Source organism: Parabacteroides caeci (genome assembly GCF_023656795.1).
In the GTDB taxonomy this organism is placed as follows: Bacteria; Bacteroidota; Bacteroidia; order Bacteroidales; family Tannerellaceae; genus Parabacteroides; species Parabacteroides segnis.
On record NZ_JAMOKT010000001.1, the window covers coordinates 107428 to 131166 of the forward strand.

Below are 23739 nucleotides of genomic sequence, written 5' to 3' on the forward strand. Positions count from 1 at the left end.
ATTCCAGTTTCCCAGGCAGGAAACGCGCGTTTCCTCCTAAGGAAACTGGAACCCCTTCGCAAGTGATTATCTTGTTTCTTTCAGTGCATCTTCCAGACTGATGCCTAACGCATCGGCAATGCCTTTGCCATAAGCAGGATCGGCTTTGTAACAGTTGCGTACGTGACGTTGCTGGATGAACAGTTCGGCACCACCGATCTGACGGGCGGTGTTTTCGAATAATAGCTGCTGTTCGTCAGGCGGCATCAGGCGGAATAAAGCACCCGGCTGGCTGTAATAATCGTCATCGTATTCGCGTTCGTTATAATTATAGATGTCGCCGTTCGCTTTCAAAGGCGGTTCTTTCTTTTCGGGAGAGTCCTGCCATTCGCCGTAGCTGTTCGGTTCGTATCCTTTTGCGGCACCGTAGTTTCCGTCTACACGCATAGCTCCGTCGCGGTGATAAGCATGGAAAGGACAGCGGGGTTTGTTTACCGGTATTTGTTCGGAGTTGACTCCCAGACGGTAGCGTTGTGCATCGCCATAAGAGAAAAGGCGTCCCTGAAGCATCTTGTCGGGAGAGAAGCCGATACCTTCTACTGTATTTATCGGGTTGAATGCGGCTTGTTCCACATCGGCGAAATAGTTTTCCGGATTACGGTTCAGTTCAAGGATGCCCACGTCTTGCAGCGGGAAGTCGCCGTGCGGCCATACTTTTGTCAGGTCGAACGGATTGATACGATAGTTGTCTGCCTGCTCTTCCGTCATCAACTGAATCTGGAATTTCCATTTAGGGAAATCTCCCTTTTCAATGCTTTCAAACAAATCACGCTGATGCGACTCGCGGTCTTTGGCGATGATTGCTTCTGCTTCCTGGTCTGTCAGGTTCTTGATTCCCTGTAATGTCCGCAGGTGGAATTTCACCCAGATACGTTCGTTCTTTGCATTGATAAAGCTATACGTATGACTACCGAATCCATGCATGTGACGATAGGAGTAAGGGATTCCACGTGAGCTCATTGTAATGGTGACCTGATGCAATGCTTCAGGAAGTAACGTCCAGAAATCCCAGTTGTTGTTTGCACTGCGCATGTTTGTTTTCGGATCTCTTTTGACGGCGTGATTAAGGTCGGGAAACTTCAGCGGGTCGCGCAGGAAAAATACCGGAGTATTGTTTCCGACTAAATCCCAGTTACCTTCTTCCGTATAAAACTTCATGGCAAAGCCGCGGATATCACGTTCGGCATCGGCCGCTCCGCGTTCGCCGGCAACAGTGGAGAAGCGGACGAAACATTCGGTCTGCTTGCCTACTTCACTGAAGATTGCTGCTTTTGTGTACTTTGTAATGTCATGTGTGACAGTGAAAGTACCGAATGCTCCGGAGCCTTTGGCATGCATACGTCTTTCGGGAATAACTTCGCGGTCGAAATGGGCCAGTTTCTCCAAAAACCACGGATCTTGTAATAACACTTGTCCACGCGGACCTACTGTCTGGATGTTCTGATTGTCTGCTACGGGACGACCGTTGGCAGCTGTGAGTTTCTTGTTCTCCATAGATGAATTTTTTATCTGTATATAGTCGACGACATTCTACCGTTGAATATTAATGTAACCGAACGGACACAGCTTTTGTTTTTAATTATTGAACAAAAGTAAAATGTTATTCAGCAGAAATCAAATAGGTAATTTTGATAGGCGGATAAGGGTTATTTATCAGGAGAAACAACAAACGGTTGTCCGGCTTGATAAAGATTTGATATTAATTATCAATCTCATTTGGTTTTTCAGATTATTGTAGTATATTTAGCCTTCAGGAATCAAGGCGTTTGCCTAATTGTTGGCTTTGAATAAAAATATGAACTAAAAAAACTGAATAACGCATATGACTGATCTGACTATAAACACTTTATATGAAAACAATCTTTCACTGGAAGGATCGACCCGTATTGATTTTACGAAGACTGTAAATTATATATCAGCTCACACCTCTTTGGATATAGGGATTGTAAAGAACAGATGTCCGTCCAGTTACCATATATCGAATCTTTTATTAAGGAAAGCACAGCTATTATATCGGAATAATGATGTTTCCTGGATAGAGGCAATCGCTGCTTTCGAAGAACTGCATGCAGAATGTTTGCAGAAAGACAGGAAAAATGCGATCGGAGCGTTTACTCTTGCTTTGGATATTTTTAAGTGGATCAGTGAAGGATCGGATTACTTGCAGTCTGTCTATAAAGATGATGTGGAGCTGAAGCGGGAGGAAATCTTTCGGCGGATGGATAATCTGCAAGGGAAAATAGAAGCATGTAAATGCATTTTGGATAAAAGGACCGAATCTCGGCTGGCGAGCATACTGTTCAGGTTGAAAGCGAGCGGGAATCTTTGGCATGCAGAAAAAGAAATCCGGCAGATATTATATCTTTTATCCTATGACACGGATGTTCTGACGAATGCTTTGATGTTGGTTATCCGTTTGATCAATGAACTGATAGCAAGCAACCGAATCGGGAAAAACGAACTTGCAGAGTTATACAGCCTGTTAAAAAGAAAAGCGCAGGCGGTGGAAGATAAGACTGCCGAAGTATGGTACATGGATGAATGGAACACTGTCCATCCGGTTATTACGAATGCGATACAAATACATGCTTTCCTCTACCTGGTATCGAAAGAGGCAGAAGTTGCCGATTCTGACCGGGCGGTGATTGCTGCACGTATTTGCCGGTATTTATCCCGTATCCCTTCTGTTTATGGTGGTGTATTGAAAAATAAATCGTATACGCTGTTAACCGGAGAAAACCGGCTGAACGGCAAAATCCGCTGGGACAGTTTGTGTGATTATGATGAAAGGCGTATGTTGGAACAACTCGTTACGATACCAATTGAAGATGCTGCCTGTCCTGTTTTTGAGCAGGCACTTAAGTGGCAACAGTATAGCAATGCATCGAATACGCTGACACTCGATAACGATGGTTTTACGCTCAGTACACATTTGCCCCATGCTTCCCTTTTATGGAAAGGGCGCAAAGACCGGGCGTCCGTGTTGAATAACAGGTTGTTTGTGGCCTTATTCGATAAACCGGTCTGTTCGTTCGATGCCTGTAAGACCATAAAAGATTACAGGTTGTACTGGAAGCAGCTGGCGGAAGATTTTCCTCTTTCTTTGCAGGGCAGCAAACCGGTTGTCGAGATGTTTCCTGAAGAAGAAGCATTTACTGCGAAGAAGTCGGAAGAAGAATTTCCGGGGATTGTCTATCCTTCGCCTAACGAGCGGGTAAATATTCGTATTTTATCGATTAATAAAGAATCGATGTCGATGTATGCGGAAATAATCGACAAAACTTATCAGGGAATGAAAGCCCGTTTGCCTTTTGCCTATATCAATTCCTGTTATAGCATGATTCCCGGATTTTCCGATCTGTTTTCTGTCAACCAATTGTTTCAGGCTAAAATAAAAGAAGTGGAGAAAGGTGAAATTCTTTTATCCCTGATACAGGATTTCAATGAATTTATTTATCCGGAATGTGTACGGCGGAAAGCATTGTTGGGGAAGGTAGTCGAAGTTCGTGACGGGAAAGTCTGGTGGTTGCTTTCGTCCGGAGCTACGGCTACGACTGCTTTGACCTCGCATAAAAAATACCGGATCGGAGATATCTTTAAGGTTGAATATGTCGGTCTCCTTTCCCACAAACTGAAAAATACGATCAATGTACAGTCGCATGTGCCTCGTCCTGACCATGCGGCTTTCGACCGGTCCGTGTTGGAGAATATACGCGATTTCTTTATATTCCTGACAAAAGAGATTTATAAAGGAGACGGCGACTCCGTGTTATTGACCGAACAGAAGAAAGAGAATAACCCTTTTTTCGTTGCCCTGAAAGATCTGAGCCTGGAAAATGTGAATATTACTCCTTGCGATATGGAAGAAAGCAAAGAAGTAGTGGAAAAAGAGGTGAAGAGCACGCTTGCTGATAACCCGGCATTAACGATCGAACTGGTGCGCGAACTGATCTTTTGCGTGGATTCGCTGGTTTTGGAACTGGATGATTCTACCGAACGGTTCAATGTATATAACATATTGAGTCTCTTGTGTAACTTCACCGGCAACCAGGCGTTGGCTAGTTATTACCAACTTTGTGCCGACTATATATATAATGTAGAAGTGCTGATGACGGAGCCTTATCATACCCGTTTTTCGGAAGCGAACATACAAAAGTTCCGCGATCTGCTGAAGAAGATGGAGCTCATGGATATAAACCGTTATGGCCGTAATCTGAAACAGTGCCGGCAGGTGATACGGGTGATGCAGACGTTGTATGAAAAAGACTCTTTGTCGCTCTTGAACTCTTTTATGCAGGACAAGAACCCGCTTGTTTCGGAATTGGCCCGCTATTTCAGTATTGTTCGTTTTCTGAGGGAGAAAGATACGGAGTTGCAGGAGGTTATCTATAAAAGCATCAACTTGCTGTTGGGCTTTAAGGAACCCGGGAAAGAAAAGAAGACATATGTTCCGGTCTACTTCGGGCACGAAGGCATGGAGAAGGAATTTAAGACATCGGCCTTTATTCATGCCAATAAAAATGCCGGCGAAGATCAGAGTGTCGTCTTGGCCCGTGTCATCGCCTCTTTCATGAATACAGACGGAGGAACGCTTTATATCGGCGTCAACGACAAAGGTTATCTGAACGGGTTGGCAGAGGATTTGAAATTTGCCCGTAACGACAGCGATGTCTACCTTCGTGAAGTCAACAGAAGTATCATTTGCCAGTTGGGAGAAAAAGAAGAAGACCGGAACCGGTATCAGGAAAATATCCGTTGCCGGATCTATGAATATGAAGACGGGAGGATGGTATTGGCCTTTAGGGTGGTGCCGATCAATGAAGTGGTGAAGGTGAAAGGGGTTGTATATACCCGAACAGGCAGTTCAAGTATGGCAAAGGCGGTGTGCAATGTGGACGAGTTTGTTAAACAAAGGCGTACACTGAAACTGGATTCAACACCTAAGAAGCCTGAGTTTCCGGTATTCTTCAGCGAGGAACGGAAAGAATACATTTTTAAGGTACAACAAGACAGTAATGTGCAACAGGAGATTTTTCTCCTGCCGGAAGTAGAGGTAAAAGAAGAGACCGTTCTTCCGCCGATGCGCGAGATAAAAAAAGACAATGAGAAGGGAAAAGCTAAAAACAAAGCGTATGCGTGCAAAACATCCGGTTTGCGAACGAACCCCCTGATAAAGAAACCGGACCACGGATATACGCCGGGGCACTTATTCGTTTCTTTGTTTGCCAATGGAAAGATCGCCAGTTCTCCCAGTCCCAAAATAGGTGTTTGGGGAGGCGAGGGAAAAGTCCTGTTCTCTTATAATCCGGAAGATAAAGAGGATATCCTGGTTGCAGTTTTCGCCAATGGCGAGGTCGGCCTGTCGAATCTGAAAAAAGGAATATCGCAACCCAATACTCCACTGGCATTCATCGATTCGGTAGACGGACTGCTCTTTTTGTCTCCGGCTCATAAAACAGACTATCTTTTGCTGATCGCGGATAAAGACGGGGAGAAAAGATTCCGTATTATAGCATTGGATGATTTTGAAAAGTCGATGAGCATTCAACCCCGTAATACGCTTGTACTCGAACCGGATAAAGGAACGTTCGTCTATGCAGAGATCCTGTCTGCCGAACAGGTCGGAACCCTTAATGAAGATAAATTGTCGTTGAAGGAATTTGACCAGTACAATGCCGGACGGCGATGGGAACATACCGTTTATAAATCGGATGTGGAAGTACTCAGTTCTATGTGCGGGATTACTTTCTGATCATATTGGTGATCATTCCGCAACAGAATAGATAAGAGGATGCGTCGAAAAGTTACAGTCTTTTGGCGCATCCTCTTTTTACAATCTAAAGACCTGCATCAGGCTTTAGTTGCAGTTTTATTGGGAGAGGCTTTGTCCAGCCATTTCTCCTGGAAGGTTTGCATCCATTCGTAGAAGCTGGGGATAAAGGCGGTCGCAAAAATCGTATTGATGGCCATGCCGAATACGACGGCTGCCCCCAATGATACACGGCTGGCTGCCCCTGCTCCGGTGGCAAACAATAACGGCATGACTCCGAGTACAAAAGCGAACGAAGTCATCAGGATGGGGCGCAGGCGGACGTGTCCGGCTTCGAGGGCCGCTTCGCGTATCGGATTACCGGCGGCACGGTAGTCGCGGGCAAATTCGACAATCAGGATACCGTTCTTTGCAGAGAGGGCTATCAGCAGGATAATCCCGATTTGCGTGTAGACGCTGACGGGCACTCCCATAATGAAACAACCGAGAATGGCTCCCAGCAAGGCGATCGGCAATCCCATGATGGCTGCCAGCGGACTTGTCCAACTTTCATATTGTGCCGAAAGAACCAGGAAGGCCACCAGTAAAGCCATACCGAATATCAACATCGTGGTCGAGCCGGCTTTGGTCTCCTGATAGGCGACGGAGGTCCATTCGTAACCGAAATTGTCGCCCAGCTGTTCCTGTATGAGTTCTTCCATCGCCTGTATGGCTTCTCCCGAACTGTATTTCGGATTGGCAATACAAGTGATGGAGGCAGAAGAATACATATTATACAGGTTAATCTGGTCCAGTCCCAATTGTTGTTTCGCTTCCGTAAAAGCGGAGAAAGGAACCATCTTGCCGGAACTGTTTTCCAAACTCAACCGCATAACATCATCGATGACCTTTTGCGCCTGTCCGCCGGCTTCAATCTTGACCTGATAGATACGCCCGAACTCGACAAAGTCATTTACATAGGCGGCTCCCATGTAATAGCTGAGGGTGGAGAAGACATCGCTCAACTGTAATCCCAGTAACTGCACTTTGTCGCGGTCGATATTCAGACGGTATTGGGGAACATTCGCCTGATACATACTGGATAAACTCAGAAGTTGAGGTTTGGTACGGTATGTTTCCAGCAATGTCTGTATGGCATGCTGCATTTCGGTCGGTCCCAGGTTCTTGCGGTCTTCCAGTTGGAGTTGCAGACCGCCGGAAGCACCCAGGCCGGGAATGGCGGGAGGAACCAAGGCAAAGATCTGTGCTTCCTGGATGCCATAGGCTTCCCGGTTGAAGCGGGTGACGACATCTTGTGCCGTATGACCTTTCCCTTTTCGTTCACTCCAGTTCTTCAGTACGACAAAATAGGTACCGGTATTCGACAGTTCGCCGCCTCCCATCACAGAGAAACCGTTTATTCCCATATAGGTTTTGACTTCCGGATAAGTGTCCAGTATCTTGTTGATTTTCTGGCTGACGGCTTCGGTGCGTGGCAGGCTCGAAGCCGGTGGCAACTGGCTGGAGATAATGAAATATCCGTCGTCTTCTTCCGGGATGAAGGTCGAAGGCCAGCGCATGAACATGACGGCTGCCGTAGCTGAAACGATCAGGAAGATTATCAATGTGACCAGCTGATGTTTCAACATGCGGTCGACAACATCGTCGTAGATCTTCTGCGTTTTGTCGTATACCTTATTGAAGGCTTTGAAGACGACAAACTTCGGGTCGTTAGTGACGCGCAGGAACAGGGCGCAGAGTGCCGGTGTCAATGTCAATGAGTTGATGCCGCTCAGGACGGTTGCGGCAGCAATCGTCAGGGCGAACTGTTTGTAAAGTTGTCCGGAGATGCCGCCAATAAAAGTGGTCGGGATAAATACCGCCAACAGAACCAATACGACACCGATAACCGGCCCGACAAGTTCGCCCATCGCTTTTGTTACCGCTTCGCGTGCCGTATATTTCCCGGTATCCATGTATCGCGACGAGTTCTCGACGACAATGATTGCGTCGTCTACCACAATGGCAATCGCCAGGATCAATCCGAATAACGTTAATGTGTTGACCGAGAATCCCAATGCCCCCATGACAGCCAGCGTTCCTATCAATGAAACAGGAATACTGAGGCAGGGAATGATTACCGCCCGGAAATTCTGGAGGAAAAGGAAAATAACCAGGACAACCAGGGCTGTTGTCTCCAGGAAAGTCACCAACACTTCGTCGATAGAAGCGTTGATGACTTCTGTCGTGTCCAGAGTAACGCCGTATTCGACGCCTTGCGGAAGGGTGGAGGCAATCTCTTCCATCTTTGCCCGTACAGCTTTGGATACTTCCAGCGAGTTGGAGCCGGGCAGCTGGTAGATGGCAATGGCGGCAGCCTGTTGTCCCCGTAACCGTGAAGTCACGTTGTAGGAGGAACTGCCCAGTTCGATACGGGCAATATCTTTCAGCCGGAGTATTTTACCGCCTTGCTCTGTCCGCAGGATGATATTGCCAAATTCCTCCGGCGTAGTCAGCCGGCCTTTTACGGTCAGGGTGTATTGATAAGGATTGTTCGCCTCTGCAATTGGCTGGCCTACGTAACCGGCAGAAACCTGCCTGTTCTGTGTCGAGATAGCCTGGAAAACCATATCCGGCGTCAGGTTGCGGATGCGCATGACTTCGGGGTTGAGCCAGATACGCATGCTGTAGTTGCCGGCTCCCATGACACTTACCGAACCGACTCCCGGCAGACGGGCCAGCTGGTCGGTCAGGTTCAGGCTGGCATAGTTGCTCAGATAAAGTCCGTCGTAAAGAGAATCCCTGGAAGTGAGGGAAAGCATCATCACGATGTTGGATGATTGCTTTTTAGTCGTGATTCCTTGTACGATTACTGCTTCCGGCAGACTGCTTTGTGCAATGCTGACACGGTTTTGTACCATGACGGTAGCCATGTCGATGTCCGTACCGACAGCAAAAGTGATGGTCAGCGAGTAAGCGCCCGAACTGGAAGAGTTGGAGCTCATATAAAGCATTCCGTCCACACCGTTCACCTGTTGCTCGATAGGCAGTCCGACGGTTTGTGAAACCGTCTGCGCATCGGCTCCCGGATAAACTGCCGAAACCTGTACGGTAGGCGGTGTGATATCCGGATATTGGGCGATGGGTAATACGTTGAGTGTGACCAATCCCGCAACCACGATAATCAGGGCAAGAACGGTGGCAAAGATGGGTCTGTTTATAAAGAATTTTACCATGACGTTCTTATTTTATAGGGGTAATACTCATTCCGTCACGCACTTTCAATAAAGCGGTGGTGACGTAACGTTCGTTCGGTTCAAGTCCGCTGACGACCTGGCGTAAGGTGTCGTCTACCAACTGTCCCGGTTCTATATGACGGTACCGTACGATATTGGAATCGTTTACGATATAAAGATATTTGCCCAGCTGGTCGGTGCCGATGGAGGCGTCGCGTACCAGGACGGCATCCCGCTTTTCGCTGTAGGGCAGGGTGATGGTGACGTATAATCCGCTTTTCAGTTCGCCGTCCTTGTTATCCAGGTTGGCACGGACATTCAGTGTTCCGGTCGACAGGTCGACATTGGGAGAGAAATAATCCAACTGTCCGGTGTAGTTTTGCCGTCCGTTGTCTCCCAGATGTACGGCGATTGTTTCCGGCAGTTTGACGGTCGACTCGTTTTGGGCAGCGGTAATCATCATTTTCATAAACTGGTTATCTTCTATATTGAAGTTGACGAACATTTTGTCATCTTTATAAAGGGTAGCCAGCGTGACGGGTTGCGCCGCCCCGTTGATATAATTGCCGATGTCGTAAGTGGCCCGGGTGATTCGTCCGTCGAACGGGGCACGGATATAGCAGTAGCTGAGGTTGGTGCGTGCCGTATTCAGTTCGGCTTCCGAATTACGGACGGATGCTTCCATTTCCTGTGCGGTCGATTGGGCCTGCAATACCTGTATCTGGCTGACGGCTCCGCTTTTGGCGGCTTCTTTCATCCGCTCGTAATTGCTGCGGGCATAGTCGAGTTGCGCTTTGGAGGTTTTAAGTGCCGCCTCGGCCTGGGTCACATTATCCTGATAAGTGTCGGGCTCGATCACGAAGATGAGTTCTCCCTTCTTCACTTTGCTGCCGGCCACCAGGTGGGAGGTCCGGAGATAACCGTTTACCCGGGCCACCAGATTGACGGTCAATTCCGAACTCAGATAACCGGGATAGTCTTTTGTCAGCGTAATATCTTTTACTTCCGGTGTTGCCACGCTGATGGAAGGGGCGGCTGTTTCCGCCGGTTGCTTTTTCCCTTTGCACGATGCCAGCGTAAGGACCGACAAGGCGATCAGGGCGATTCTGACAGATGTTTTCATATTTGTGTTTTTTAGTTTGGTAAACTAACCTTTCTTAATACCCGTTTTCGTCCCAGCCTCCGCCCAGTGCCTGGTAGAGCTGAATCAGATAGACGAGCGACTGGCCTTTGGCTTGTGTCAATTGATTCTCATACGACAGCAGCGAGCGTTGCGCATCCAGTACATTCTGAAACGGCGTCAGTCCCTGTTTATACAGGTCGAGTGAGAGGTCGAGCGTTTGCTGGCCCTGGTTGACTACTTCGCGGAGGGCGACGATTTGTTTGATGGAGTTTTTATAGGAACTCATCGCGTTATCGACTTCCTGTACGGAGGTGAGGACGGTTTCGTTGAACTGCCTGATTGTTTCGTCTAACTGGACTTTTGCCAGGCGGGTTGCCTGTGCCAGTTTGCCTCCCTGGAAGAAATTCCAGGAGATGGCGGGTGCGATTTCATATGTCAGGCTGTTATGGTTGGCTATCTTATCGATGTCGTGAGAAGCGAATCCGATGGAACCTTTGACGAAAACCTGCGGCCACCAGTCGGATTTGGATGCACCCAATGTCGCGGCCTGGGCGTTGACCTGGCGTTCGGCAGAACGGATATCCGGACGACGCAGTAACAGGTTGGCGGGGAATCCTACTCCGACGGTTTCGATGTAATCGGGCAGGGGGCGCGGATGGTCGATCAGTCCTTTAACGTCTTGCGGATACAGTCCCATCAGCACAGCCAGGGCATTCGTGTACTGGATGATACCTGCTTCCAGCATGGGGAGCGAGGCCTTGGTACTGTAATATACGGATTGTGCCTGTGCCACATCCAGTTTTGACACCAGGCCGGTTTCATACCTTTTCTGGGTGATTTCGACTACAGCCTGTTGCGACAGACAGTTTTGGGTGACTACATCGACCTCCTGTTGCAGTTCACGCAGGTTGATGTAGGCCGATGCGACCTGTGCACAAAGCGATACCATGACGGCGTTGTATTCTTCTTTGGAGGCAGCGAAATTCTCTTTCTGCGCTTTCACCCGGTTACGGATACTACCGAATACGTCGATTTCCCAACTCATGGAGAGCGAGGCATCGGCATATTGGGTGATTGTTTGCGGCAAACTACTGGTGTTGCCGCTGCTTTGTTGCCGGTTCCATCCCGCCGATAGTCCCAGCGTCGGTGAATAACTGCCCTGTTGTATGCGCAGGTTGGCTTTCGCCATAGCGATACGATCGGCAGCCATCTGCACAGAATAGTTCTGCTTCACGGCCACATCGATCAGGGAATCCAATACCGGATCATTGAAATTCCTCCACCAGTTGTCATCAACGGGTAGGGTTTGTTGGAAATTACTGTCATTCTCCTGCCACGCTTCCGGCAATGCGTGATCGAGGTACTTATGCTTAGCCTGTGCCATCAGCGTCATTGGCAGAAAAAGGCAAAGCATAGTATAACACCATGTACTTATGTGCATAACTTTTTGTTTAGATTTAATTCATAACAGATTAGAGAACAAATAGGTTTGAATAATCGAAAGATTTATCTTTGTGCCCGAAAGGAATAAGGAGCCGGTATAACAATCTGTTTGCTCGGCTCTACCACTTGGTTTATTGAGGATGTTACAAGTATAGAAAATAACCTTAGTTTTGGCGCATAGGATTTCGATAAAATAGAAAAGAATAGTTTTGTAGAATGTTAAATCATTGAAAGAAAGGAAGACAGTGAGTGAACCAGTAGAAAATTAGAATAAGCTTCATGCTCATATTAGGACTCTCTGTCTCTCCGGAACCCAGACCTATATAAGAATATAACACCTTCGTTGTTAAGGTTATTAGGCTAAGTTCTCGTTCCTTTCTCTCTTTAAAATTGGGTTATACAAAAATATGGAAAACTTTTATTTTATCGGTGTAGATGTATCAAAAAAGAAATTGGACATCTGTGTTATTTGTGATTCTAAAGTTGTAACAGAGGAACAAGTGAGTAATCATCCGCAAGCTATAGTAAAGATGATCAACGGATTAAAGCAGAATTTGAATATGGCAAATGAAGATTTTTTAATTTGTGCAGAACATACGGGTCAGTACACATATCCATTGATTTGTGCCTGTAAATCCACCGATTGTAAACTGTGGATTGAAAATCCTACACAGATAAAGTACTCTTCAGGCATGACTCGAGGAAAAAACGATAAGGTTGATGCTAAACGTATTGCTATGTACGCATCCCGTTTTTATGATAAGGCAACTTATTATAAACGACCGTCTGAAGAATTGACTCGTTTGAAACAATTGGAAGCGGAGCGCACGTTATATCTGGTTGATTTATCGAAATATAAAGCACAGATGACAGATCAGAAAGATTATCTGCCCAAAGCAATATACAAAAGCAAATCTGGTAGACTGAGAATATTAATGCAATCCTTGGAAGAGGTTTTGAAAAGGATAGAAGAAGAGATGAATAAAATAATAGAGTCAACAAAAGTATTAAGCCGGCAGATGGATTTATTAATGTTCATAGATGGGATCGGGCGCGTTGTGGCCATGAATATGATAATAGTGACGGAAGCCTTTACACGTTTTGAAAGCCCCAGGCAGTTCTGTTGCTATGCTGGTGTAGCTCCATTTGCTTATACTTCAGGAAGTAGCCAGCATTCGAAAAACAGAGTCTCGCAGAGAGCTTGTAAGTATATAAAAACACTGTTGCATATGTCAGCTGTAGCTGTAATACATAGAAAAAGTGGTGAGCTGAAAGCATATTATGAACGCAAAGTGGATGAAGGAAAGAATAAAATGACCATCATCAATGCTCTACGGGCTAAACTGGTAGCAAGAATGTTCGCTGTTATCAAAAGGAATGAATTTTATTCTCCTATTTTACCGGAATTTATTTGCTAAAATCATAAGAATATGAGCCAATGTGCCAATTTAGAAATAATTGAGCTATCCAACTGTCAATGTGACTCATCTGTTACAGGTTCATTTGCCGTCTGCTTTAGCTGACGGTTTATAAGCAGGTTCTTTTTTGGCTTTAGCCACATTTCTCTCAGATAGAAAGCTTTAAGAAATGGGACTAAAGTCCAAAGAGATAGATTCTTTACTAGTCCGTCAGCTAAAGCAGACGGCAAATAGACCTGCAATAGTCAAGTGAGGTTGATGACAGGATAGTTCAATTCTGATAATAACTGAATTAACTGAATTAACTGAATTAACTGAATTAACAAAATTCCGGTAACGGAGAATAATATAAAAATGGCAAAGAACAGGAAAGAAGAATATAAAGAGCAAAATCTGCGGTATCTGGAAGAAATAGCTTCACAGGAAGGTGTAAAGAAACTGGCTGGCGGGATATTATATAAAGTAACGGAGCAGGGGAGCGGTACTGTTTCTCCCCAGTTGGATAACGTTGTTTCCGTTCATTATCGGGGGACTCTGATGAATGGGCGCGAATTTGATAATTCATACGAACGCAACTGCCCGGAGGCCTTCCGTCTGAACCAGGTTATCGAAGGATGGCAGATTGCACTTCAACAAATGCATGTAGGGGATAAATGGGTTATTTATATCCCTTATACAGTAGGATATGGTAACCGGGCTTCCGGTCCGATTCCTGCATTTTCAACGTTAATCTTTGAGGTGGAGTTACTGGGGATTGCCTGAAGATTATCGGGATTACTTACGCTTTGAGGAATTCATCTAAAAAGCCTTTTGAGAAGTTCCGGGTAAGATTCTTTTTTTCCGCAATTTCATTGCTCATCCTGTTCATGGCTGTCCGGAAGAAAAAATGTATGAGATATTCATGCGTATTTTCTTTGCGGATACATTTCAGGCAATTTATATATTCGGCTCTGTCATCGTTTCTGATTATCAGGAGAGGAAGTTCTTTTTGTAGAAGGATACGATTTGCAAGCAGGCGTCCTATGCGCTCGTTTCCATCCCTGAAAGGATGGAGATATTCGAAATAACCATGAAATAAACCGGCTACAACCATGGGGTGGATTCCTTTTTCAAGTGCTTTTTCTGTTGATTCCAGTAGATGGGGGACTCTTTGTATTAATTCTTCGTGATCGCCGAATATTGTATCTCCCGCACACATATCAACATCTGTATATTCACCGGGAGTAGCTCCGGGATGCCTGTAGGCAAGCGTATGTTCAGTCAGGATGAAATGTAACTTTTTAATATACTCTTCAGTCAGGGGACCTTCTAAGTTTTTGATCATGTATTCGTATGCACTGAAATGATCCAGTATTTCAAAAGCTTCAACTAATGGTTTTCCTTGCGGAATCATACCTAATCCCTTTTCTTTCAGGATACGTGTTTCATCTACCGAAAACGAATTACCTTCGATGGCACAGTTGTGTGTTGAGAAAAGAATTTCATTGTAGGTAATGAAATCCTCTTTTGAGAACCTGTCAGAAATCTGTTCTTTATATTCTTTGACCAACTGGTCATATTCTTTTATTTCGTTTTCGTACATAGATCGAATCTTCTATTGTTTGACTGAATGCAAATATATGCCTTATATTTGTATTTTGGTGCTTCAATAGGATACAAAAAAAGAGGCTGTTCTGCACAGCCTCTTCCTATATAAAGAATAAAGTTCTTATTCTCCTTTTTCAATTTGCTCCTGTACGATTGCATCTACAACGGCAACGGTTGTCAGGTTGAGGATGTCGCGGGTAGAGCTTTCTACGTCGGTGAAATGAATCGGTTTGTTCAATCCCATCTGGATCGGGCCGATGGTTTCTACGACACCCATTTCGAGCAATAGTTTGTAAGCACTGTTGGCCGAACTCAGGTTCGGGAATACCAATGTGTTTACATCTTTGCCTTTCAGCTTGTTGAACGGATACATATCGTCGCGCAACTTCTTGTCTAATGCAAAGTTTACCTGCATTTCACCGTCTACGACGATTTCCGGGTGATTCTTGTGAAGGTATTCGATAGCGCCGTGTACTTTCAGCGGGCTTCCCTGTTTATCGGAACCGAAGTTTGAATAAGATACCATCGAGATAACCGGATCGTGCGCGAAGAACTTCACCGCATCATGCGTCAGGCGGGCAATGTCGATCAGGACTTCTGTTGACGGATGACGGTTAATCAGCGTATCTGCCATAAAGAAAGTACCCTTTTTGCAAGTTACAATGTTCATGGCACCGAAATGATCGTATGTCGGACGGATACCGATGATCTCTTCCGCCAACTTTGTCACTTCCGAATAACGGCTGTAAACACCTGTGATAAATGCATCCGCATCGCCGGTTGCCACCATCATCATACCGAAAGCGTTCCGACCGACCATCTTTTCGCGTGCTTCCGAGAAAGTAACGCCTTCGCGTGCTCTCTTTTCAGAAAGGATACGGGCGTAGCGGTCGCGGCGTTCTTCTTCACGGTCGTGGCGCAGGTTGACGATTTCGATACCTTCCAGGCTCAGGTTTTCTTCGGCAGCAATTTTTTCCAAACGTTCTTCATTGCCTAACAGGATCGGATAACAGATTCCTTCGGCTTTGGCTTCTACAGCAGCTTTCAGCATGTTCACGTGGTTGGCTTCGGCAAATACCACACGTTTCGGATTTGCTTTTGCCATATCGGTGAAGGAACGGAGTAGTTTATTATCATAACCCATCATTTCACGCAAATGGTTGGCATAGCCTTCCCAGTCTGTGATTGTTTTGCGTGAGACACCCGACTCGATAGCTGCTTTGGCAACAGCAACCGATACTCGTGTCAACAACCGTGGGTCGAGTGCTTTCGGCAGGATATAATCGCGTCCGAAAGTCGTACGTTTCAGTTTATACGCTGCATTTACCACATCGGGAACCGGTTCTTTTGCCAGTTCGGCGATGGCATGTACGGCGGCCAGTTTCATCTCTTCGTTGATTGCTTTGGCATGTGTATCCAATGCTCCGCGGAAGATATACGGGAATCCTAATACATTATTGATCTGATTCGGATAGTCCGAACGTCCTGTTGCGAAAATAATATCTTCGCGTGATGCCATTGCATCGGCGTATGAAATTTCCGGATTCGGATTAGCCAGAGCGAATACGATCGGGTTTTCGTTCATGGAACGCACCATCTCTTGTGTCAGCACATTGGCAACAGACAATCCCAGAAATACGTCTGTACCGACAACGGCTTCTTCCAGCGTCTTTATATCTCTTGTAGTAGCAAACTCCTTCTTCGATTCGTTCAGGTCGGTACGATGCGTAGAGATAACCCCTTTACTATCACACATAATGATGTTTTCCTTGCGGGCTCCCAGCATCACATACAGTTTCGTACAAGAGATGGAAGCGGCGCCTGCACCGTTGACAACGATTTTTACATCTTCAATCTTCTTTCCGACTATTTCAAGCGCATTGAGCAGACCGGCACCGGAGATGATTGCCGTACCGTGCTGGTCGTCGTGCATCACCGGAATATCCAGTTCCGCTTTCAGTCGCTGTTCAATCTGGAAACATTCGGGCGCTTTGATATCTTCCAGGTTGATACCACCAAAAGTAGGGGCGATTGCTTTTACGGTTTCGATGAACTTATCGGGATCTTTCTGGTCCACTTCGATATCGAATACATCGATTCCTGCGAAGATTTTAAACAGGAGGCCTTTGCCTTCCATAACCGGTTTGCCGGCAAGCGCTCCGATATTACCCAGTCCCAAAACAGCGGTACCGTTAGAGATAACGGCTACCAGATTACCTTTTGATGTATATTTATAGGCATCAAGCGGTTCTTTCTCTATTTCCAGGCAAGGCTCTGCCACACCGGGAGAATAAGCCAATGATAAATCTGTTTGTGTACTATAGGGTTTTGTTGGAATTACTTCGATCTTTCCGGGTTTGCCTTCGGAATGATACCGAAGTGCTTCCTCTTTTGTTATCTTTGCCATAGACTTATGATATTTGTAGATTTTGTGTACGTTTTAAAATCGCCCACAAAAGTAACAAATTATTAGATATATAGTATGATATGCTTACAATTAGTTGGAAATATTTTAAATAAAACCTTTGATGTCAAAATTAATTGTTAACTATATTCTTTTCATAAAACTCCAGTGCACATAGATTGGTGGCGACGGTTTCCAGGGTTGTTTGTCCGGCTTGCCAGGCATAGACCGAATCGATAAAACGGTCTGTTAAACGGATAGCTTCAGACATATTTAATTCATTCATCCAGTGTTTGAGGTCTTCCAGCTTTTGGAGGGTGACCGGTTGTATGTTGCGCAAGCCGGAGAAGGCGATGTCGGAAAGCTGGAGTTCCAGTTCGGCAAGGAGATTCTTTATGATCATTGTGTTCGCTTTTAAAAAGTTAGAAGTAGAAGTTATCAATCTCTGAAGCGGTGATAATACTGATTGGAATCAGTGTGTCCGGTCGTTTCTGGCAGACCATGTAACGCTGTTTCTTTTCTGTATAGGGTTGTCCCAGTTGTTCCAGTTTGCGGATGGCATTACGGTTCAGTTCGCTGTATGCCAGGGAACCTTCCGTCTCTGTCTGACCGTCAGTCATGGTGAAATAGAGTTTCTGTTCGGAGGAGCTGAACCGTACCTCTGAAAGATGAGTGAAAGGGACTAAAGCCAGTTGTTCGGGTTGTTTTTTCCGGAAATAATCGTAGTGTTGGTCCGGACGTATGGATAAATCGGATAACTCCGGAACCGTAAGTAATGTATTCAGATGACCGATTGTTACTTTATCTGCTATCTCACATTGTGTCTGTGAAGACGATGAGAGGCGGTTTTGCCTGTTCAGCTTGAAGTTGCGCAATGTAAGGGTGGATATCGATAACCGGGCCAGTGATGCGCTGTTCCCCCAAAAGCTTTGCATCTCGAGTTGTTTCCTCAGGTTTTCCGGTGTAACGAGTGACTGGGTATGTTCATAATAATCAGCCATGCTCGATGTCAGTGTGCAGATACTCTCTTTCTCCTGATAGAAGAAATAAGCCGTAATTCCGAAATAACCCGAACGGGTTTGCCAGGGATAAGCGCCCAGTCCGGTGAAATGGCCGATAGGGGTGGTGTAATAATCCGAGCGTGTCCCTTCAATCAGTTTGCCGAGCATCTCGTTGTTTTGTGTATTCCGTAAGAGTAAGGTAAGCGTGTTATACAACCGGGAGAGCGTGGCAAAAGTTGTCAGAGGCTGAAAACCCACATGTTTGGCAAGCATATTTTCGATATCGGAGGAGAGCGAACGGAATAAGCGGGCCAGATTTCCGATTCCGCAGGTTTCCAGGCGGATGGAATACTGGATGGCTGTTTCCGCCTCGTTTTCTCCACAACTGATCAGGCCTTTTTCCAATATGCCGAGGATGAAACGGGAAGCTCCCTGTAGGACTTTTACCGTATCCTCCGTCAGTAGGGAGAGTTCCGGCTGGTTGCCGGCGGAGTCGGACGATAGTATTCCCTGCCGGCTCAGGTATGACAGGATGGCTATCAGTTTATGTTTGCACAATCCGTTTTCTCCGCATTTGCAGACGGAACGGTTCAGGCTGTCTTCTTTGGGAAAATAGACCGTGATGTTTTCGGTGTTGATAGTGGCTTCCAGCATATCGCCTTCCGTGAAGTCGGCCGTCCAGCCATCCTGGATAAGACGGAGGGTGTCTTCGAACAATTTCTTGCCGGCTTGTTTGCGAAGTTGCGTAAGGTCTGCATTTATCAATTTCTCCCAGGGGGCGGAAGAAGGCAGGTCCGGAGACGTTTCCGGCAGGGCGTTATCGTCTTCTGCGGTTGCTGCATAACCGGCTGCGGCAAGTATTCCCATCAGGATATGCTTGCAGACAGTTTTGGAAGGACAGCTGCATGTACTTTGGGATACATTGGGGGCGAGGCAGACGGTGATGTCGTCCAGTTGGACCTGTAGATTGCTGCCTGTAACCGTCAGGGCGATTTGTCCGGTCGTTTCCAGGTCTTTCAGGGCACGTTTATATAGACCTTTGTTTGCCAGCGTAACCAGGAAGGCCTCGTTGGCAAAAGCGACGAACTGTCCGGCGGAAGCGTGGCATCCGTCTCCGTTTATGATATAATCTTTCCTATCCATTCTGCTAACTCTTCAGGGGTTATTGCGGCTACATCGGCACCCATGCCGGCAATGGTCCGTGCGGCACGGACATCATAACAGGGGGCACCGGAGTAGTCGAGTGCCGGCAATATGAACAACTTACTTCCTGCTTCGATGATGTCGCGGCAGGAGCGGAACATATAACTATAGTTGTTCCCGTCGTAAAGGTCGCTTACCAGTACTACTATTGTTTTTTGTGGCGCGGAGATTAGTTTCTTTCCATATTCCAGCGCTTTATGTATATCCGTTCCGCCACCCAGCTGTACTTTCATCAGGATACCGACCGGATCGTCGAGATGTTCGCTCAAATCGACGACCGATGTGTCGAATATCGCCAGCTTGACCGAAAGAAAGGGCATTTTGGCAAAGATGGAGGCCATGACAGCCGTATAGATTACCGAATCGAGCATGCTGCCGCTCTCATCTACCAGGATGATGATATGCCAGGGATTGTAACGACGTATGTTCTGGTTGAAATACAGGCGGTCGGGGATAATTGTCCCGTGTTCGCGACTGTAGTTTTTCAGATTCTTTTCGATGGTCTGCTTGAAATCGAAGTTCCGGAATATTTTGTAGCTGGAATTGGTATGCGGAAGTTTCTTTCCGTAGAAGGCTTTGCGTACATTTATTTCCAGCTTCTTTTGAATCTCTTTTATGACCTGTTCCACGATTGAATAAGCCAGCTTTCTGACATGTTCCGGCATCATGTTGCGGAACGTCAGGATATTTTTCAGCAGTCCGATATTCGGTTCGAGTTGGCTCAGGACAGATTCGTCGGTCAGCAGTTGGGTAAGGTTATATTTATCCAAAGCCTGTTTCTGCATGATTTCGACGGTCTTTCTGGGGAACAGCTTCTTTACTTTTTTCAGCCATCCGGGGACGGTCAGCATGGAGCCGCCACGGCCTCCCCGGTTCGGGAAGTCGTTCCGTATTCCCTGTTCATCGGTATATTCGCGGTTGTATAGGAAATAAAGCGTACCGTCCAGTTCTGCGTTCTCCGGGTCGAGGGGCAGGCTGTTTTCGGCAAAGTCTCCCAATATAAGCCGCCAGCGGTTGACTATTTCGTGCTTGTCCATTCGATGATTCTCCATGTTTTTAGTGCTTCTGCCGCCAGTTTATCCAGGCGCATAGCTTCGGTGATTTCCTGTTGCGAAACAGTGATACTTCCTGTTAAGCGGGCTTCCGCTACCTGATGATATTCCGCAACCTGTTGTCCCAGACGGCTGACTTCTGCCGGGAGAAAGCCGGTGAAGGCATAACGCAGGTTGGGCAGAATAGTCAGGAAAGTCTCCTGGTCGGCATTGGCGATAACGCGGTCTATCGCTTCCAGGATATGCGGGTCGGTAAATAACACATCGCGGGCAATCAGAAACAGGCCGCAGATAAAGGAGGCCGCCTGCTCAGGATGCGTGATGCTGCTTTCGAGGTAGGCGGCTATCTGCCGGCAGAAAACAGCCTGTCCGGTTTGTCCTTCTTTATAATGTATAGCAAGGCAGAGGCCGAAGAGGCGGCTGTTGCTGAAACTATCGTTCAATATCTTCTCTACGGCAGACAGGAAAGCGGCGGTATCGAACCAGTCTTTCGTATCCATGGTGAAACTGTAGAGATTGCGCATCTGTTCACATATTTCCTGTTCTTCTTCTTCCGTTGTGCTTTTCAGTGACGGAATCAGTACGACTGCTCCATTGAACGCGGTTCGTGCCAATCCGGCAATGACCGGCTGGATAGTTCCGTCCATCAATTGCTGCATATTGGCGAGGTATAACAGGCTGTTGATAAGTTTGCAGAGGCTGATAAAATTCCCTTCGCTTTCCACTACCAGCCGGACAGTGTCTTCATACCGGGAATAAAAGCCTTCTATCCCCATCACCTGAACGGAGATGAGCAGTTTGCCCAGCTCTTCTGCCGTCATGCTGTCTTTAAAATTCTTTTCGATGAGCGAGTTGCAAACCTGCGAGAGTGTCGCCCCATAGACGGACAGGTCAATCAAACGGGTTTCAACGCCTGTGCCGTAACGGCATATCCATTGTTCCCGTACCAGGTTTTTGTTCTTCTGGTTCACATAATCGGGACCAGACTGAAGGGTGGCGAAACCTGTCTCCAAAAACTCCATCTGGTGAAGGAAACGGCTTTTCCTGTAATGGGCCGGATTCTTAATGATGTCGAGCGTTACTTCCTGCCGTTCGATAGTCAATGTCTTTAACCGGTGAAGCGAACATAAGGAACGAAACTCACGGACCACAGGCGGGATGCAATCGTTGGCCACAATCTTTCCGGCACCCATCCCGGAGAGAAGACGGTACAGGAAATCCACTTCGAAAGTCGAAGTCGCATTCAGGTCGCCTTTCACAAAACAACTTCGTACACCATCCAGCAATTCATATACGCCGGCACTCTGTTTGCCTCTCAATATAGCCAGCGAACGTGCCATATTCAAGGCATTGATTTCATCGGGCAGGGAGATTATCTGTGTTTTACGGGCATAACGGGCCGTCTTTATAATATATTCGAGAACGGTCGAAGCAAACGGGTCTTTCTTTTGTTTTTCCATCTTTTCCCAGACTTCCTGGTAGAAAGCAGGGAAGGGCATACCGGCGGCGTAACCGCTTTTACTGTCGGCTTCCTTAAATGTGTAAGGCATCAGATAAGAAGCGACATGCTCCGGGTTGCCTGATTTCAGCGATTGTTTCCGGTCTGATTGCAACTCATCCATTAAGTCGGAGATATGGAAAGCACCTGCCACTACCAGTATTTTCTGATGGTTGGGGATTGCTTTCCGTATTTCTGCTGCCATATAAGTTTCCCGTTGCCGGTCTTCTTTCAGAGACGTTTCGTTGCCCGGTGTTGCCAGCCGCATGAAATAACCGAGATGAAATACGTTACGCACGAAATCGTGTGTTTTCATTTTTCCGGTATCCAGTTCGAAGCGGCTTTCCCAAAATTCCGCAAAGCTGCGGCATCCGGCTTTGCGGGCAATCATGGCCGTATAGGTATTTACTTCGTATTCCTTATTCTCATTATAATAGAACTGTGTCTGCGGCTCTTCCTCTATTTTATTTATCAGTCGAAGTGCATAGGGCAGGTCTATAAAACGGGTCGGTATGTTGCGACGTGCCCCTTCACGGATAGCGACCAGCTCCGGCGAATAAGAGAGGAATGGATAGTAAGCGCGATACTTCTCTTTTTCTTCACTTACTTTTCCCTCCTTGTCATCGTAACTGTAATAGATGCAAAAAGGCGGAACCGATTCTTCGTCGGCTATGTAAGGCAACAGTTGTGCCGAATCCGAAGGCCCTTCTATCAGGATCAGTTCCGGACGGAAACTGTCGATTGTACGTTGCAGATGCAGCGCACAGGCAGGGGAGTGGTGACGTACCGGAAAGTACACCACTTGTCCGTCCATATTGAAACTGGTAGCGAAGAGGTGCTCTATTTCAGCCAGGTCCGGTTGTCGTAATATTCCTTCCATTTTCCTCCTTGTCTTTCGGCTTTCAGCCGGACTACGCCGTTAAAGTAATCTTTCAGTTTGGGCAAATCGTCTTTGTTTTCTTTCATGACGGCACCCAACAGGTTTTGTACCAGGGAACGCATACTTACGCTTCCGTCTCCGTAATAATATCCGTCCAGGGCGGACTGGTAATAAACGGATACGGCCTCGGCTGTACTCATTACGCCCGACATCTTCTGTATCTTGGCTTTCTCGAAGGAGGTTCCGTTGCGTAGTTCGTTGAAGGTGGAGGCAAGAATGTCGACAACCTCTTCCTGCACCGGCATTTCCAAGCCGTTGGCAGCCAGCATTCCCTGGCATTGGTCGGTGATGATGCGGCTTTCTAATGCTACGCTGCGTATCGGTTCGACTGTCTCGAAGTTGAAACGGCGTTTCAGGGCACTACTCATTTCGTTAATCCCTTTGTCGCGGGTATTGGCGGTTGCTATCACATTGAATCCGGATGAGGCGAAGAGCAACCCTTCTTCTCCCAGTTCGGGTATATTCAATACCCGGTCGCTCATAATACTGATCAGGCTGTCCTGTATTTCCAGCGGGCAGCGGGTAATCTCTTCGAAGCGTGTGATGATTCTCCGTTTCATGCCGATATAGACGGGAGAGGGGACAAGGGCTTCCTTGACCGGTCCTTTGGCAAGCAAAAGGGCATAGTTCCAGGAATATTTGATATTGTCTTCGCTGGTTCCGGCCGTACCTTGTACTGTATTGGTACTGATGCCGCAGATAGCGGCAGAAAGCAGTTCGCTTAACATGGTCTTTGCCGTGCCCGGTTCACCAACCAACATTAATCCCCGGTTACCGGCCAGGGTGATGATGGCACGTTCAACCAGGGCGTCATCGCCGAAGAACTTCGGGGTGATGGTGACCTGCCGTCCGTCCAGTTCTATCGGTTCGCTTTGACCGAGGATAAAGGCACGGACTGCACGGGGAGAGAGTTGCCAGTTTGCAGGCTTGGCTCCTGTATCTTGTTTGCGGAGTGCGGCAAGCTCGTCGGCATAGCGCATCTCCATCAATGGTTTCTGAATTTTGTTATCCATATAATATATGTAAGTGCTGTATTTGTTTTATTC

14 protein-coding genes are annotated in these 23739 nt (G+C 46.8%); 3 read left to right on the forward strand and 11 right to left on the reverse strand.

Annotation, left to right across the window (positions count from 1 at the left end):
* Positions 1-66: 66 nt before the first annotated feature.
* Positions 67-1533 (reverse strand): catalase, encoded by a 1467-nt coding sequence (locus NBH15_RS00415; RefSeq protein ID WP_128133963.1) that lies wholly within the window; start codon positions 1531-1533, stop codon positions 67-69.
* 328 nt (positions 1534-1861) lie between these two features.
* Between NBH15_RS00415 and NBH15_RS00420 the strand changes: the two genes are divergently transcribed.
* Positions 1862-5791 (forward strand): AlbA family DNA-binding domain-containing protein, encoded by a 3930-nt coding sequence (locus NBH15_RS00420; RefSeq protein ID WP_128133962.1) that lies wholly within the window; start codon positions 1862-1864, stop codon positions 5789-5791.
* A 98-nt stretch (positions 5792-5889) separates the two neighbouring features.
* Here the strand turns inward: NBH15_RS00420 and NBH15_RS00425 are convergent, their stop codons facing one another.
* Genes NBH15_RS00425 through NBH15_RS00435 form a run of 3 tightly spaced genes read right to left on the reverse strand, consistent with a single transcriptional unit; the run spans position 5890 to position 11588 of the window.
* A complete protein-coding gene (locus NBH15_RS00425; protein WP_250821727.1) occupies positions 5890-9024 on the reverse strand; it encodes an efflux RND transporter permease subunit in 3135 nt (1044 codons plus the stop codon).
* Positions 9025-9031: 7 nt separating this feature from the next.
* Positions 9032-10147 (reverse strand): efflux RND transporter periplasmic adaptor subunit, encoded by a 1116-nt coding sequence (locus NBH15_RS00430; RefSeq protein WP_128133960.1) that lies wholly within the window; start codon positions 10145-10147, stop codon positions 9032-9034.
* 34 nt (positions 10148-10181) lie between these two features.
* Complete coding sequence (locus NBH15_RS00435) at positions 10182-11588, reverse strand: efflux transporter outer membrane subunit (protein WP_250821728.1); 1407 nt, start codon at positions 11586-11588, stop codon at positions 10182-10184.
* Between the two features lie 409 nt (positions 11589-11997).
* Between NBH15_RS00435 and NBH15_RS00440 the strand changes: the two genes are divergently transcribed.
* On the forward strand, positions 11998-13008 hold the full coding sequence (locus NBH15_RS00440; RefSeq protein ID WP_128133959.1) for an IS110 family RNA-guided transposase: 1011 nt from the start codon (positions 11998-12000) through the stop codon (positions 13006-13008).
* A gap of 354 nt (positions 13009-13362) precedes the next feature.
* The gene (gene bamJ / locus NBH15_RS00445; protein WP_128133473.1) at positions 13363-13770 is read left to right on the forward strand and encodes a BamJ family beta-barrel-assembly machinery protein; all 408 of its coding nucleotides are present in this window, start codon (positions 13363-13365) and stop codon (positions 13768-13770) included.
* Positions 13771-13786: 16 nt separating this feature from the next.
* On the opposite strand, the gene NBH15_RS00450 is transcribed toward bamJ, so the two are convergent.
* The 7 genes from NBH15_RS00450 to NBH15_RS00480 form a co-directional block, all read right to left on the reverse strand.
* The gene (locus tag NBH15_RS00450) at positions 13787-14590 is read right to left on the reverse strand and encodes a Fic family protein (protein WP_244051012.1); all 804 of its coding nucleotides are present in this window, start codon (positions 14588-14590) and stop codon (positions 13787-13789) included.
* A gap of 126 nt (positions 14591-14716) precedes the next feature.
* Positions 14717-17002 (reverse strand): NADP-dependent malic enzyme, encoded by a 2286-nt coding sequence (locus NBH15_RS00455; RefSeq protein ID WP_250821729.1) that lies wholly within the window; start codon positions 17000-17002, stop codon positions 14717-14719.
* A gap of 130 nt (positions 17003-17132) precedes the next feature.
* Positions 17133-17402 carry a hypothetical protein gene (locus NBH15_RS00460; protein ID WP_128133472.1) on the reverse strand — a complete coding sequence of 90 codons (270 nt, stop codon included), beginning with the start codon at positions 17400-17402 and terminating at the stop codon, positions 17133-17135.
* Positions 17403-17421: 19 nt separating this feature from the next.
* Positions 17422-19143 carry an SWIM zinc finger family protein gene (locus NBH15_RS00465; protein ID WP_128133471.1) on the reverse strand — a complete coding sequence of 574 codons (1722 nt, stop codon included), beginning with the start codon at positions 19141-19143 and terminating at the stop codon, positions 17422-17424.
* Positions 19119-20255 carry a VWA domain-containing protein gene (locus NBH15_RS00470; protein ID WP_128133470.1) on the reverse strand — a complete coding sequence of 379 codons (1137 nt, stop codon included), beginning with the start codon at positions 20253-20255 and terminating at the stop codon, positions 19119-19121. The genes NBH15_RS00465 and NBH15_RS00470 overlap by 25 nt, the downstream gene beginning before the upstream one ends.
* Positions 20222-22633 carry a DUF5682 family protein gene (locus NBH15_RS00475; protein ID WP_250821730.1) on the reverse strand — a complete coding sequence of 804 codons (2412 nt, stop codon included), beginning with the start codon at positions 22631-22633 and terminating at the stop codon, positions 20222-20224. Before NBH15_RS00475 ends, NBH15_RS00470 begins: the two co-directional genes overlap by 34 nt.
* Positions 22594-23706 (reverse strand): ATP-binding protein, encoded by a 1113-nt coding sequence (locus tag NBH15_RS00480; protein ID WP_250821731.1) that lies wholly within the window; start codon positions 23704-23706, stop codon positions 22594-22596. The genes NBH15_RS00475 and NBH15_RS00480 overlap by 40 nt, the downstream gene beginning before the upstream one ends.
* Positions 23707-23739 lie beyond the last annotated feature (33 nt).